The sequence below is a fragment of the Pedobacter sp. SYP-B3415 genome, from assembly GCF_004138205.1.
Classification (GTDB): Bacteria; Bacteroidota; Bacteroidia; order Sphingobacteriales; family Sphingobacteriaceae; genus Pedobacter.
The window spans coordinates 316,626-330,702 of sequence record NZ_RXNQ01000011.1 but is presented as its reverse complement, the minus strand read 5'-3'; the positions used below and the strand labels follow the sequence as shown (position 1 = coordinate 330,702).

The following is a 14,077-nucleotide window of genomic DNA, read 5'->3' as shown; positions in this document are numbered from 1 at the left end:
CCCTAGAATCAAAAGGCAGTCCAAAAACTGCCCGACGCCCTAAATTGAACCTCGTTTATGAAGCCTATTAACGCCTACGAACTCAAGAAGTCTTACCAGGTGTTTGTCTTAAATTTTGTGTTTTTACTGCTCTTTGCAGTTTTATGCGTTTATTTCTATTTCAAAACTTCGGCTCATGAGTATGATCTGCTCAGCGCAAAAGTTAAGGAAACCGAAAAGCTGATCAGCCTGAGAAAGGAAATCAATAAAAACTTTGACATTGCCCTGCTCAGATTCAGGGAGTTGTCTACGTTTACCGTAACCAACTCTGAAGAAATGAACCGGCAAGCGGTCATGCTCACCGATATCCGAGATGCGAACGTAAAAATCAAATCGCTTGTAAAAGAAAACCGCGAGCCAACGCCGAGTTTTATGCTGTATGACAAGCTGAGCGATAACGTAGCAACAATGGCCGGTATTCAGGACTCGCTTTCCATAACCGGATACCAGATTGAAACTTTAAAGGACCAGCTGAAGTCCTGTCTCAAAAATAACCGTGCAGCTGAAATCAAAATAAACCGCGGCAGATAGCCACACAGATATGATCAAACTTAGTACTAAAGAACGCCGGGAGCAGTTTCTTTTTCTGGTTGCCGTTTTCCTGCTAACGGCAGGCGTGTTATGTTTCGGCATCTTTTATGACTTCGGCCCTAGCAGGCAGATTTCTAAAAGTGACCTGGCAGAACGGCTTGAACAAAACTCAGAATACGAAAACCTGGTAAAAGAGGTTATGCCCGTTGTTGACACCACATATAGACAGATTGTACGTTTTGACCCAAAAGTGCAGGCTGTCTTTCTTCAGGCCGACATTACGACCTCTATAGATGCAATTCGCTCGCACTACGACCGCCGCGCCAGCGATCAGCGTTACAAGACCTTTCTGCATGCCGCTCAATTCTACAACCGCCTTTTCTTTGATAAAATTGAGCTCAAACAAAACTATAACGACATCGAGACATACAACCGGAATCTGGAAGACTGCATCATGACGCGAAGGCAGCTTCAGCAGTCGCTAAACTCGCGTTAACACGATACTTTGAATTAAACTCTAACCCCTACAAAAACCTATGACAGACACAAACACCAGCGGCAGAGCAGTTAACAGCAATTCTACCGGCTACATCATCCTGTACATCCTGGTGGCAATCCTGCTGCTTACCGGTGTGATTTTTCTTTTTAAAAGTTCGCTCTTCGACGCCAAATCTGTCGATGCCCAAATCCTGAAAGACGAAATTGACCTCAATGAAGACCTGGTGTATACAGACAACACCAAGGGCGCAAAAAAATGGTTATGGGAATTTGGCAACGGTGACAAGTCGACCACCCAGAACGGAAGTTACAGATACCGTAAGGCCGGTGCTTACATCGTGCGGCTCACCGTTGACGGTGAACTGAAGCAGCAGTACCCGGTCAACGTGCGCGATACTGTTCGCAGCACGATCGACACGCTGGTAACAATCAGCGGGCCGACCTCGGGCGTGGTGAACGAACAGGTACGCCTTGAAGCTGAGGGAAATGCAAAAATATTTCAGTGGTCATTCGGCGAGACCGGACGCGTAGACATTACCGGCCGTACGGCCTTGTACACCTATCGTACGCCCGGCAGGTATTGGGTTAAACTGATGAACGACCAGACCCGCCGCCCGCTCTTCCACGTGATCGAAATCACCGACCCTAACGCAGACCTCAATGGCGAAATCGTAGCTGCCGGCGAAGGCGAGCGGAAGGTTGTAGATGATATTCGGGCGCGCCTGCAGGCGATAGCAAATGGTGCAGATTTCAATACGCACTACTATTACCTGGTGCGCAAATACATGTGCAACAAGGAAAAAGTGACCGTTGCAATTGACCAGAACGGCGAAAAGAAGCAGAAAGACTTCTATTCATATTGCATGGGGCTCACATTTGGTGGCGAGATTGTAATTGACGAAGCACAGGTTACCGTTGCGCCGAACTCAAGCTGCGCAACACTGCTTAACATCAAACAACACACAGCCAACACGGCAGCAGCTGAGGCCGCAGAAGCCACCAAAACAACAAAATAGACCATCTGATCATTAATATATCATGCATCCTAAATCTATGAAAACAACATACGTTCTCTCCCTCCTGCTCTTTAGCGCAATTGGCCTTCAGGCACAGAGCCCGGCCGCCTTTGGCAAAAAGGTGCGTTATATGCCCCGCAATTTTGCTAAACCCGCAGCCACAACCAACATAAACGAAAATGATGGTAATACTTCCCTGCCATGGATCGTCTTTTCTGACCGTGACGAGAATTTCACGACTACCGCCCCCGGCGGAAGCCTGATCATGAAAAAACTCAGCTTCATGGAAGCTTTTTATGTATCAAAAGAGTCAAACGGATATCTCAAGCTTGTGAAATACAAGCCGGGAATGGTTCGCGGAAGAAAGATCACAGACAAAAAAACGGCGATCAGCTATGGCTGGCTGCCAAAGTCTAAGCTGCTTCTTTGGCAACGCTCCTACTCAAATCCAAAGTCAGGATACGCAAACAAAGCGATCAGCATCATTAACGGTAAAAACCCTTTAACCGAACCACGTTTTTACTTTGATAATACAGATTCCGTTTTTGTTTACACAACGCCAGATCTTAAAGACAGGGCAACGAAAATACGCCTGCATGAAATTGCTTACATTTTCAAGAAGTCAGAAGATGGTAAGAAATACCTGATCGGCGGCGACGATCAGCTCGTAGCAGACAGCGCGCGCAAAAGTATTTACGGCTGGGTGTCTGCTGACGTGATCCACAATTGGGGCGACCGGCTATACATTAGTCCGCGCGATCTGCAAACAACAAACCGCCATGATTCTGTTGCTACGGCGATAAATTCAGGCCTGCGCGGTGGTCAGGGCTACCTGGCAGATCCGTTGCTCCCGGCTAATAATGTGATTTTGCGCAGCATTCCGGTTGTTTCCGATGCCGATGGCAAAACCTATACGGTCGGTACAGCTTATGATGTCTATGAGAAATCGCAAAACAAGGTGATCAGTATCAAAGGAACTGCGCTTCCTTACCTGGAGTACCTTAAACTGCGCAAGAACATTCACAATATCAACGTCGTGTTTGTCGTTGACGGCGGCAGCCCGATGACCAACTATTTTTCCAGCCTGACCAATACCATTCAGTCTTTCGAAAACGTGTTTAACGAGTTTGGCAAAAAGCACAATATAAGTTATGGCGGGGTTGTTTACCGTGCGGGTGGCAACTGCCCTTCTGCAGGTGTAACCAACCAACGCATCAGTACCGACTACCGCGAGCTGATGCGCTTTTTCTCGAACGAATCAAAAAATACTGAACGCTGCAATGGACGCGTTACAGAGCAACCTGTCTTTGAAGGCGTGCGTACGGCACTGGGACTGTTTGCCGGTAAAGACAAAGAGACCAATCTGATCGTATTGATCGGGAGCACAGGCAGCGAGAACCAAAGTGCCTACCAGTTGTCAAAGCTAAGCGAAGACGTATCAAACTCAAACGCGCGGATCCTGGCCATCCAGCTTTACAGCGCCTTTGACCAGTCGTTCAACAACTTTGTTATCCAGTCCCGTAAACTTGTTTCTGAGGCGGCCTTTAAATCTGCGGACATGAAGAAAAACTACATGGTTAAAGGTGAAGGTCTTACAACCATGCAGCCATATAATACAACCAGGCAGGACTCTATTTCTTATTATCTGGACTATCCGGCGAACAGCCTGATTCAGGGCGCGGTGGTCTTTCCAACCAAAGGCATGGTCAAATCTAACGATGCGATGAATATTGCCCTGAGGCGTTTTATGAAAGAGACGGATATGGATATCAGCACGCAGATCAGCAGCCTGGACAGCGCCTTCAGACTAACAGGCATTGAACGGAAAAACCTGACACCTGCGGTAGAGAGTGTCCTGCAGGCTCCGGTAGACGGAAATGTAGCCGACCGGATGCCACACAATGCTTTTAAATACTATATTCCTTCAACCGCTCAGGTGTCAATGGTTTCTGGGAACCCTGATGCCCTGCAATACGCCATTGTACTGAATAACATGGAGTACAAGCAGCTGAATGATATTCTTTCGCTTATGATCGGCGAAAACCTGCAGGCAGACCAAAGCTCTTTCAGAAGTAAACTCGTCTCAAACTATATCAGCATCCCAAAGGATCAACTTGACCTGAAATTATCAAAGGGTGATGTAAAACGTATGAGCCTGCAAAACTACTTCCGGACTGTTACCGGCCTGCCCATTCAGAACGAACTTCTAGGCAAGTTCCGGGTAGTTGACCTGAAAAGACCCGGAACCATGCCGCAGCAGGAATTTGAACAATACATCAAGTTTCTGATCGATTCTTCGCAGCGCATCAAACGTAATACCCAGATCGAACAGCAATTTGTCTCTAACGGTAAAACTTATTACTATATAACAGAGAGCAATTTCAAACCCGAAGAAGCCGCAAAATAACTCCTAAACTGAAAGCTATGAACCACAGCAATTTAAGTGAATCGGTAAGGACCGCAGTACGCGTAGCGCAGGCCCTGGCACGGGAATATAAAAATGCGGAATTTACTCCGGCACATCTGCTTAAGGGCTTGATGCATAAGGAAGTTGGTATCCGTGCTTTTCTTGATTCGATTGGCAAGGACGCGGACTACCTTTCAGAATGGGCAGAGGTACGGATTGATGAACTCGACAAGTCGGCTTCGCCGGATGAACCAAAAGGCAGTGCAGAAATCCCGGCAGTATTTGAAGAAGCAGATAATGTAAGGATTAAGCTCGGACTCGACCTTATTACGCCGGTTTGCGTGCTTACCGCGCTGGCCAAGCCAAATGTTGGTTTCAAAGTGGACCAGCTGAAATCTTTCCCGATCAAAGAGAGGGAAATGCTTGATCTGTACATCAAAGACGAAGAGATCCAACACAGCATCCAGCCAGCGGCGTCGGGATCAGCAGAAGCCCAGCCCAAAACCGGTGCCGCCCTTCATAGATACTGCAGCGACCGGACCGGCCTTGCCCGCGAAGGCAAAACTGATCCGATCATAGGCCGGGACAAGGAGACGCGCCAGATGATGGAAATCCTTTGCCGCAGGAGCAAACCAAATGTCATCATCACAGGCGATGCCGGCGTGGGTAAAACAGCGCTGGTAGACGGGTTTGCTATTGACATTATAAATGGAAATGTTCCCTCGCTCCTTCAGGATGTTCAGCTGTTCGAGCTCGATCTCGGTGCGCTGATAGCCGGGGCGTCTTACAAAGGTGAGATTGAAGACCGCCTGAAAAACATCATTCGGGAGATCAAACAGTTTGATAAGGCTGTTCTTTTTATTGACGAGATTCATACACTGCTTGACCAGAAAGGTCCGATGGGCGGCGGCGCCGGAAACCTGCTCAAGCCGGAGCTTGCCCGTGGTGAAATTACGGTAATCGGCGCAACCACGATGGATGAGTACAGAAAGATCATTGAACCCGAACAGGCCTTCAGCCGGCGTTTCGAAATACTTCAAATCAAAGAGCCAACTGATGCTGCTGCAATAAAAATGCTTGATAAACTGAAAGACCGGTATGAAAGTCATCATGGTCTTACGGTTGCCGACAAAACAGTTACCGAATGCGTGCGTCTGGCAAAAAGATATATGAAAGACCGCCGTTTGCCCGACTCGGCTTTCGACCTGCTCGACAGGACCATGGCAGCGCTTAAAATGATGAACGACACCTCTGCCCGGGTACTTGATGAGCTCGATCTGGCCCTCGAAGAACTGAAAGCAGAAAAGGAGCTGGCTGCAGAAGATAAACTTTCTGAGTACCGCTGGTTGTACAGCCAGATGCAGCACCGCCTGAGTCCGGTACTCCTGGGTCTGCTGACTGACGAAACACAGGCGGATAACTTCGAAGAGGCAGCAGAATACCAGGCCTTCCTCGAAAAAAGCCTGAAAGAACTGCGCAGTTTTGCCCAGGAAGTCCATCTGGACGTGACGCCGCAGGACATTGCTTCGGTTGTTTCCTATAAAACAGGAATTCCGATGGGAAAATTGCAGGCCGGCGAAAAAGAAAAGCTGATGAACATGGAAGGTTACCTGAAAAAACGTGTTGTTGGTCAGGACCAGGCTTTGAAAGCCGTTTCAGATGCGATCCTGGAATCGCGAAGCGGCCTCAATAAAAAAGGCCAGCCCATTGGGTCGTTTTTCCTGCTCGGACCTACCGGCACCGGCAAAACTGAGCTTGCAAAGTCTATTGCTGAATTTTTGTTCAATGATGAAAAAGCAATGATCCGTTTTGACATGTCGGAGTTCAAAGAAGAACATTCGGCCGCCTTGCTGTATGGGGCGCCTCCAGGGTATGTAGGTTATGAGGAAGGCGGACTTCTGGTTAATAAGATCAGACAACAACCTTATTCTGTACTTCTTTTTGACGAGATCGAAAAGGCACACCCTTCTGTGTTCGATACCTTTTTGCAAATCCTGGACGAAGGTCATATGCATGACCGGTTAGGAAAAGAAGGCGATTTTTCAAATGCCCTCATCCTCTTTACCTCCAACATAGGAAGTGAGTGGATAGCCGCACAGATCGCCGAAGGAAAAATTCCTGCGCATAGCCAGCTGATGGAAATTATGGCAGGGCACTTCCGTCCGGAGTTTCTGGCGCGCCTGTCTGAAATTGTGCCATTTGCCCCTATTGATGAGAAAAATGTAGTTGAAATCTTCAACATTCAGCTGCGCAGTCTCATCGATGCGCTTGATAAACAAGGCATAAATTTTGAGATGGATGATGAAGCGCGTAAAATGATCGCGCTCAGCGGGTTTACACCAAAATATGGCGCCCGTCAGCTATCCGGAGTGATCAGAAATCAGCTTAGAAGACCGATCTCAAAGTACATCATTTCGGGTGAACTCAAAAAGGGCAACACCGTTAAGATTACAAAGAATCAGGAAGCAGACATTCTCGATTGGGAAATTGTTCAGTCGAGCGACATTCCGGTACAACAAAATGATGTATTAACTGTTATATAACGATTGGGATCATTCTAATAGATCAAAATCAAAACCTAAAAAACAAACACTATGTTCAACTATGAAATTGGTGGGAACGAGAAAAAGATCGACACTTCTGAAGCGTTCGCTGACATTGCCCACAATAAAACCATGTTCATTCAAAAACTTACGGACAATGAACCAATAAAACCGGAGAAGGTTGAAGGATTGAGAACTGTAGAAGACGTCTTTGACTATTATAAACCAAAAATAGACGTTTCCTTCGAAAGACAGGATGGCTCGCCAAAAACTGAAACGCTTAGCTTTAATAACCTGGGCGACTTTTCAGTAAAAAGCATTGTGAACCAGAGTGAACACCTGAGCAACGTGAATCTTGAAAAAGAGCTATCGCTCAATGTCATTAAGCAGCTCAAATCTAACAAAACGCTGAAGTCGACCCTTGACAACGCCGAAACGAAAGAAGCATTTATCAGCGCCCTGAAAAATTTCGTGGCAGAGCTTGAGCAGAACAAATAACCACCTGAATTAACGATCCAAAACACAACCTTATGGCAACTCCACAAGAACAAAAAATAACACCAGGGGCAGCTGAACCGGAATTTAAAACGGCAGAGCGTCCGGCCACAAAACAGCTTGGCCTTCAGGAAAGCCTTGACAAACTTGCCCGCGTAGGTGGCTTTGACCTGCTTGAAGCAACCATAGATGGTTTACAAAACTTGAACCCGGAGCGTAAAGCGCGTAAACAGATCTTTCTGACCGGCGACGAGAAGAAAAAAGAACGTGAAGAATTGAAGAAAAAAATCCAGCTATGGATCGAAGTTCTTGAAGGCTCTGACTCTGTATCAGAAATGGTAGACAAAAGCAGCGAAAAACTGCAGAATGCTGAAGAAAACCTGAACAAAAATATTGCTGAGGCCCTGAAAAGCACCCGCGAGTTAGAGCAGGCGTACCGCAGCGTTCATTTGTTTTACAAGAACACCGAGGAAGATAAACTCAAAAATGTGGTGATCATGAACGCAGCGATGGACCAGCTGACCGATCTTGATAATCCGCGCTTTATCGATTATGTGGCCGAAGAACTGAAACAAAAATATGATCGTCTTGACCTGCGCGAAAACTACTCGCTTGTAGTAATTCCCGGGTACATGGGCTCAAACAAGGTGCTTGAGCGCTGGGGTAAGATTGCGTATAACAACAAAGCCATGCTGGTTACCGACTTTGCAGATCTTGACCAGCCTGATGATGTGATTGATCTGTTTACAGCCGCAAACTATACCGGTGGCGACGCCTTCCGTTCAAACGTAATCATGACCTGTAACTGGCTTGTTGGCCGTGGTAAAGTAGACGAAGTTGGCGAAGAGGATGATCTGACTGTTCCCGGCTCGGCAGCGCTTGCAGGTAAAATGTACTACACACTGATGTCTCAGGTAACCGCGGGTAAAAAGCATGGTGCCATCAATGAGGTAGACGGCGTTAAGTTCGACCTGAAAAAAAGTGAAATTTCACACCTTGAACGCGTTGGTTTGGTGCCAATGGTTAATGAGTACGGCAAAGTAATGGCCTTCTCGGCTAAAACATTATTCAACGGCGATAACATCGGTCTGCAGACCTATTCGGTTGTGCGTGTATTTGATTACATCACAAAAGTTTTGTTCGATTTCCTGAACAGGCGGGCGTTCGAGAACTGGACCTCAAAGACTGAACAGGATCTGCGCGGTCAAATCGTTAAGTTTCTTGACGGCATACAGGGCCCTGAGCGGTTGATTGAACGTTTCAAGATCATGCGTTTCGAACGTGATGAAACACAAAAGGACCGCATCCATCTGGATATTCATATTACGCCATATTTCCCGGCGAAAAGTTTTGTGGTTAAGCTCGACGGCCACAAAGGTGAAGATGAAAGCACCACCTGGGCAAGCGAGTATAAACAACAGTAGACCCTACTCTAACTATAGTCAAAACCGGCCAAAGTGCCGGTTTTGTCGTTTAAATCCCCCGTATCTTTACCCGAAATCGGGCTATCTTTTGCACTTAACGATTTCTTTATAATTTTGTAACCCGGTTCAAATGAACATGGAAGCCGCGAATGAAACAATTGCTGATCCTCAATGCCGATCTTGAAAAATCTGAATCCACCCGGTTTCTCATCGATGCATATATAAACGGAGCAGTAAAAAATGGCGCTGTGGTCAAGGAGATCGCAATCGTAGATCTGATCTTTAATTCCAACAAACAATTTATAAACCGCCAGGCCGCAGACCTGGAACCCGATCTGCAGAAATCGTTCGACGCGATTAAACGCGCCAACCACATCGTGCTCTTTTGTCCGGTATATGTCGATGTGATTCCTGCAAAAGTGAAGGGATTCTTTGACAGGTTGTTTCTGCCGGACAGTGTTTTTACCTTTCAGCGCCAGAGTTTTAATAACAATTTCAGTGGCACCTCTGCACGCATCGTATCTATTCTTGACCAGGCAACTTTCGAAGACTGGAAACAGAATAAAAAAACGACTTACCTGTCCATAAAACGCAGCACCTTTGAAAACTGCCGCATCAGCCCTGTTCATACAAGCACAATTGGTCACCTGCTTTCTCTTGAGAACGACTATAGTAAAAAGTGGCTGCGGAAAATGGAGAAATTTGGTCTTGAAATGATCTAACGGTTTCTGCTGCTTTTTTAGTTAGCTCCGGGTAACCGGCCATTGCTTTTGCTGCGCTGATGTATACGCAACAGGTGTTTGGCCGATTTAAGTCCTTCATCCCCACACCAGTTTTTTTCCACATCGCAACATACTGATAATAACGGCAGAGTTTTTGACGTTTTTAAGATGCAGACTTCGCAAGTTCATCCCCTGCCCTACGCATTGCCTGGCCTGCGCTACCATTTGAATACTTAAGAACTCTCTATGAAAACAAGCCAGATTATCGCCTCCGCAATTCTGATTACCGGGCATACGTACCATTCAACTTTTCAATCTGATTTCTTCACGCGGTAGCGGATGGAACAGACGGTTTTCCTGGTTCATCCCGCCTGCCGGCAGTTGCTGGTTCGGTGGGAAGCGACAGGATTTTTGAGTTTGTACAAAACACTTCATCTATGCTTAGCGACTTAGAATACATCCGGCTCTTTGATTCCTGTACCATTTCCCCATCCCGGGTACCGGAGCTGAATCTGATCATCGATAATAACATTTTAGCAAACAGGCACCGGTATGAAGTTCCTGGCACAAAGCTTACCGGCCTCGAACTGAATGCCTGGCGGCGCCCCACCGGGTCTTCATCAAGACCGGCATCCGCCTACCGGCATTCCTCTTTTCAAAACACTGCCCTTTTCAGTACACAGCGGCAAACATCAGCCATTAACCAGATGCCCTGGTATGTTCTGGCCTGCCTGGAATGTGCCCGTACAGATAGCGGCCGCCACAAAATTAATCCGGGCCGGTTACTGAATTCTTTGGGTGAACCACGCGCTGAACACAATGATTCGGCGAGCAGCCGTTTGTCTCAACTGCCAAATGTTACCGGCAACACAGTAACCGGGAAACATCAGGGCGCCAGGAGCTGGACACTCGCCAATATTCTCCGCTTTCTGGAGAAAGATCCGGGACTGAGCGAAACTCTAAGTACCGGCAGCCGTCTCTGGTCGGGGTCAAACCACGAGCAGCAGATTGGTCGCCTTGCTTCGCCCTGGCCGGGAGACAGGCAGCCCGGACCTGCCGTAATTTTAAAAGGACTTGAAAACCGTGGCATTATTTATATACCCAGATATTGAGTTATGCATAAGGCTCATTCGTCGATAGATTTCGGTGCGACACGAACTGTTGGGAAACGCCGCTTAGTAAACTGCTCTGCCCGAAACGAAAGAAAATATTCAGAGAAAAAACGTTATCTTCATGAATATTACATTAATAACCAGAAAATGAGAAGAAATTTTGCCGTGCTTTTGTCCGGCTAGGGCTTTGCTTACAATCCAGGCAAATCCATCTCAGCATATAAATTGACCATCTACCAATGGAAAAAAAACTTATAACCGAAATCAGTATTGAGGATACACAGATATTGCATTTCGCCTCATTCCGGCTCAGGCAGCGTTTTAATGCGCACCACGAGTTTGAGCTCAGATTCAATCACGACAAAATGGGCGCACCCGGCCTGATCAGCCTGGACGAATGCAGGGATTTTGTAGGCAAGACACTCAGCGCGTCGTTTGGATACCGGCAGGGCCAGATGCAGCTATTCTCAGGAATCGTAACCCGCGTTGAACTGGCTCAAAGCCACGGTTATCATGGTGTGATCATTGTAAGCGGGTACAGCCCCACCATTCTTATTGATCGCGGCCAGGATCTTGGATCATATCTCGCAAAAGACCTCAATACAATCGCAAAAATAGCGCTTGAAGACACTGCTTCAAACGACCTGAAACTTGTGGCGAATGCAAGCCGCAAATCTGAAATCGATTATGTGATTCAGTATAAAGAAAGTGACTTCGACTTTCTGAACCGGCTGTCGGCAGAATATCATGAATGGTTTTATTATGACGGACAGCAGCTGCACTTTGGAAAGCCCGACGAGTTGAAGGAGGTGCCGCTATTCTACGGCCGGGACATTCAGAACCTGCAATACGGTATGGAAGTCGCCCCTATCAAAAGCAAGCGCTTTTCATACGATTCAAAACAGGATACCATACTCGAAAGCGAAAGCAGCGGAAATACGCAGGGTCAGCCAGACCTCGCGCATGCCATTTCGGCTTCAAACAGTACATTCAGCAAAGTCTACAACCAGCCTTCGCAAATTCGGCATGACAGCAGTTCAGACATTCAGGATTATGTAGAAAAGGAAGAGAAAGCACGTATCAGTAATCTCCTGAATATCAAAGCTGCCGGCGACAATCCGATGGTTGGTATCGGTACGATCGCTGATATTTCTATGAGTTTGCGACAGGAACTGGCCTTCGATACACAAACGCTCGGCAAATACCTGATTACCGGCATCACCCATCAGATCGAAGGGACCGGGATCTATCACAACAGTTTTGAAGGGCTGGTGGCCAGCACAGAGCGTCTGACCGTTACAGGTTGGAAAAAACCGATGCCGGAGATGCAACTGGCGAAGGTAGTTGATAACCATGACCCTGAAGGGCTTGGGCGGATCAAGATCAGCTTTCAATGGAAATGTAAAACGAACGATGTCAGTGAATGGCTCAGGGTGGTTTCGCCGAGCGCCGGCATTGGCGAACGTGGCAACAACCGTGGTTTTTTTGCCATCCCCGAGAAAGATGATCAGGTCATGATTGCTTTTGAAGAAGGAAACGTGGCCCGGCCGGTAGTCATTGGAAGCGTTTATCACCGCAGTAATGTTGACAGCAGTCCGCTGGTCGAAAATCATTTGAAGAGCATCATCACGCGGAGCGGCCATCTTGTTGAATTTGATGACAGCCCCGGAACCCAGGGCATCAAAATTACCGATATGCATAACAACATTATTCATATTGATACCAAGGGCAATAACATCACGATAACCGCACTTGAAAACATGAGCCTGAACTGCAAAAATATGCAGATCAATGTGCAGGAAAACATGGACGTGCAGGTTGGCGAAAACCAGTCGACCAATGTGGGTAAAGACATCGCAACAACAGCAGGCAACAACTATGTTTTGAGCGCCATTGGCGATGTATCTGAAACGTCAAATAATCGCACCGAGCTTGTTAAGGAGGAATTTAAGCGGCAGTCGGCCACATCAGACGAGTATGCAGGTGAGGTAAGTATTTTCAGCGCGAAAGAAAACATGACCATGCAAAGCGGGAAGATCGTGGAATTAAACAGTGCGGAGAAATCAAACCTGTTTTAACATGGCCATTACGAAGAACGCAAAGAACATCCGGATTGAAGTAGCGCAGAACTATAAGCTGGCTGTTGGTAAAAAGCTTGAAAAGAAGGCTGACAGGCTGAATGTTGAAGCCACCTCGGGCAATCTCGCGCTGGCCAGCGTAAAAAAGATCGTATCAAGCGGAAAAAAATCATGAGGCTCAATTTTGCTGCAGTATTGCTCATGGCTGTTATCACCATATCTGCAGGCTGCAAGGGACAACATATGGAAAAAAAATACAACTGGACCGGGACAGTTTCCGCTCCGGAAGAATACCCTGTCGAAGTTTATGAAGGTGCTCTGATTGCTCCCGATTTTACGTACAGTTTTGATGCGATCTGGGGCACCCAGAATACCGGGTGGGGCAACGCGGGTGGTATCATGAGTGTCGAAACTGAGGCTATGGAAGCGCCCGACTCTTTAAAATTCACCTGGCTCTCTCATGTGGAGAAAAAGTTCTACACGGGATCCTGGGCGCTCGATAGAGGACGAATTGAAAAGCTTTTCAACGACGGATTTACAAATAGCCTGACCGGTAAAAAAGAGACCTACTCGCTTATCAAGGTGGGGCTCGCGCCCGGCGGAAGAGTGGTCGTATGGCTGAGCGGCACCGGCTTTCAGACAGAAGTCGGAACGTTCACAGCAAAAGAAACATCCATTACCCCTGAAACAGCTTATGAAAGCGCAAAGTATATGTTTAACGCAGGCTTTAGCGACCGTACATTGGCTGACGACAGTATCATGAAACCTGAAATCGTTGCACGCATCAAGGAAGATGGCCGACCAGAACCCCGGGATTATGACCATTACCGGGAAAAATACAAGTGGCGGGTAAGTTTTCAGGCTGCTTCAAATGTCAGACCTGATGAAATTTTTGTCAGTTACCTGAATGGGGAGGAAGAAACACTTTCCGGGGCGGCAGTGTCGGCAAACGTGTATGCTGCCCGGGCAGTTCCACGCTACCTGATCCTCATCTGGCAGGATGCAGACGGTAAGAAATCTGCCGTCCGTATTGATCCTTTCGATCTGAAAGAGACGCCTGAAGCTTTTTCAAAGCTGGGAACCGGAGCTGAAATTGATCTGGTTGTAACACTTAATGATCAAAAAAATGCGGCCCGGGTCATACTAAAAAATGAATCGCAGCAGATCACTTTGCAGCGGGCAAAATCCCGGATCACTCAAATCGCAGATTAA

Annotated in this window: 12 protein-coding genes; all 12 read left to right on the top strand. The window is 47.2% G+C overall.

All coding sequences use genetic code 11. The features are described 5' to 3' along the window. Nucleotides 1-57: 57 nt before the first annotated feature. The gene (locus EJV45_RS07385) at nt 58-570 is read left to right on the top strand and encodes a type VI secretion system TssO (RefSeq protein WP_129715018.1); all 513 of its coding nucleotides are present in this window, start codon (nt 58-60) and stop codon (nt 568-570) included. 10 nt (nt 571-580) lie between these two features. Beyond that, nucleotides 581-1,066 carry a type VI secretion system transmembrane protein TssO gene (locus EJV45_RS07380; RefSeq protein ID WP_129715017.1) on the top strand — a complete coding sequence of 162 codons (486 nt, stop codon included), beginning with the start codon at nt 581-583 and terminating at the stop codon, nt 1,064-1,066. 40 nt (nt 1,067-1,106) lie between these two features. Next, the gene (locus EJV45_RS07375; RefSeq protein WP_129715016.1) at nt 1,107-2,084 is read left to right on the top strand and encodes a PKD domain-containing protein; all 978 of its coding nucleotides are present in this window, start codon (nt 1,107-1,109) and stop codon (nt 2,082-2,084) included. 37 nt (nt 2,085-2,121) lie between these two features. Then, nucleotides 2,122-4,491 (top strand): type VI secretion system protein TssR domain-containing protein, encoded by a 2,370-nt coding sequence (gene tssR, locus EJV45_RS07370; RefSeq protein WP_129715015.1) that lies wholly within the window; start codon nt 2,122-2,124, stop codon nt 4,489-4,491. A gap of 17 nt (nt 4,492-4,508) precedes the next feature. After that, entirely contained in the window at nt 4,509-7,034 is a 2,526-nt protein-coding gene (locus EJV45_RS07365; RefSeq protein WP_129715014.1) for an ATP-dependent Clp protease ATP-binding subunit, read from the top strand. 51 nt (nt 7,035-7,085) lie between these two features. Then, complete coding sequence (locus tag EJV45_RS07360; RefSeq protein ID WP_129715013.1) at nt 7,086-7,532, top strand: hypothetical protein; 447 nt, start codon at nt 7,086-7,088, stop codon at nt 7,530-7,532. A gap of 32 nt (nt 7,533-7,564) precedes the next feature. After that, complete coding sequence (locus tag EJV45_RS07355; RefSeq protein ID WP_129715012.1) at nt 7,565-8,953, top strand: DUF5458 family protein; 1,389 nt, start codon at nt 7,565-7,567, stop codon at nt 8,951-8,953. 149 nt (nt 8,954-9,102) lie between these two features. Continuing rightward, nucleotides 9,103-9,675 (top strand): NAD(P)H-dependent oxidoreductase, encoded by a 573-nt coding sequence (locus EJV45_RS07350; protein ID WP_129715011.1) that lies wholly within the window; start codon nt 9,103-9,105, stop codon nt 9,673-9,675. Nucleotides 9,676-10,112: 437 nt separating this feature from the next. Beyond that, nucleotides 10,113-10,787 carry a hypothetical protein gene (locus tag EJV45_RS07345; protein ID WP_129715010.1) on the top strand — a complete coding sequence of 225 codons (675 nt, stop codon included), beginning with the start codon at nt 10,113-10,115 and terminating at the stop codon, nt 10,785-10,787. A gap of 239 nt (nt 10,788-11,026) precedes the next feature. Further along, entirely contained in the window at nt 11,027-12,865 is a 1,839-nt protein-coding gene (locus tag EJV45_RS07340) for a type VI secretion system Vgr family protein (protein WP_129715009.1), read from the top strand. Nucleotide 12,866: 1 nt separating this feature from the next. Beyond that, nucleotides 12,867-13,040 (top strand): hypothetical protein, encoded by a 174-nt coding sequence (locus EJV45_RS19470; RefSeq protein WP_165305008.1) that lies wholly within the window; start codon nt 12,867-12,869, stop codon nt 13,038-13,040. Continuing rightward, nucleotides 13,037-14,077, top strand: coding sequence for a DUF2931 family protein (locus tag EJV45_RS07335; protein WP_129715008.1), 1,041 nt, complete (start codon nt 13,037-13,039; stop codon nt 14,075-14,077). Before EJV45_RS19470 ends, EJV45_RS07335 begins: the two co-directional genes overlap by 4 nt.

What these genes read in the sequence shown, in the direction of transcription:
- EJV45_RS07360 (WP_129715013.1), top strand. Translation starts at nt 7,086, where the DNA reads ATGTTCAACTATGAAATTGGTGGGAACGAGAAAAAGATCGACACTTCT.
- EJV45_RS07345 (WP_129715010.1), top strand. Translation starts at nt 10,113, where the DNA reads ATGCTTAGCGACTTAGAATACATCCGGCTCTTTGATTCCTGTACCATT.
- EJV45_RS07355 (WP_129715012.1), top strand. Translation starts at nt 7,565, where the DNA reads ATGGCAACTCCACAAGAACAAAAAATAACACCAGGGGCAGCTGAACCG.
- EJV45_RS07375 (WP_129715016.1), top strand. Translation starts at nt 1,107, where the DNA reads ATGACAGACACAAACACCAGCGGCAGAGCAGTTAACAGCAATTCTACC.
- EJV45_RS07380 (WP_129715017.1), top strand. Translation starts at nt 581, where the DNA reads ATGATCAAACTTAGTACTAAAGAACGCCGGGAGCAGTTTCTTTTTCTG.
- tssR (WP_129715015.1), top strand. Translation starts at nt 2,122, where the DNA reads ATGAAAACAACATACGTTCTCTCCCTCCTGCTCTTTAGCGCAATTGGC.
- EJV45_RS07350 (WP_129715011.1), top strand. Translation starts at nt 9,103, where the DNA reads ATGAAACAATTGCTGATCCTCAATGCCGATCTTGAAAAATCTGAATCC.
- EJV45_RS19470 (WP_165305008.1), top strand. Translation starts at nt 12,867, where the DNA reads ATGGCCATTACGAAGAACGCAAAGAACATCCGGATTGAAGTAGCGCAG.
- EJV45_RS07335 (WP_129715008.1), top strand. Translation starts at nt 13,037, where the DNA reads ATGAGGCTCAATTTTGCTGCAGTATTGCTCATGGCTGTTATCACCATA.
- EJV45_RS07365 (WP_129715014.1), top strand. Translation starts at nt 4,509, where the DNA reads ATGAACCACAGCAATTTAAGTGAATCGGTAAGGACCGCAGTACGCGTA.
- EJV45_RS07340 (WP_129715009.1), top strand. Translation starts at nt 11,027, where the DNA reads ATGGAAAAAAAACTTATAACCGAAATCAGTATTGAGGATACACAGATA.
- EJV45_RS07385 (WP_129715018.1), top strand. Translation starts at nt 58, where the DNA reads ATGAAGCCTATTAACGCCTACGAACTCAAGAAGTCTTACCAGGTGTTT.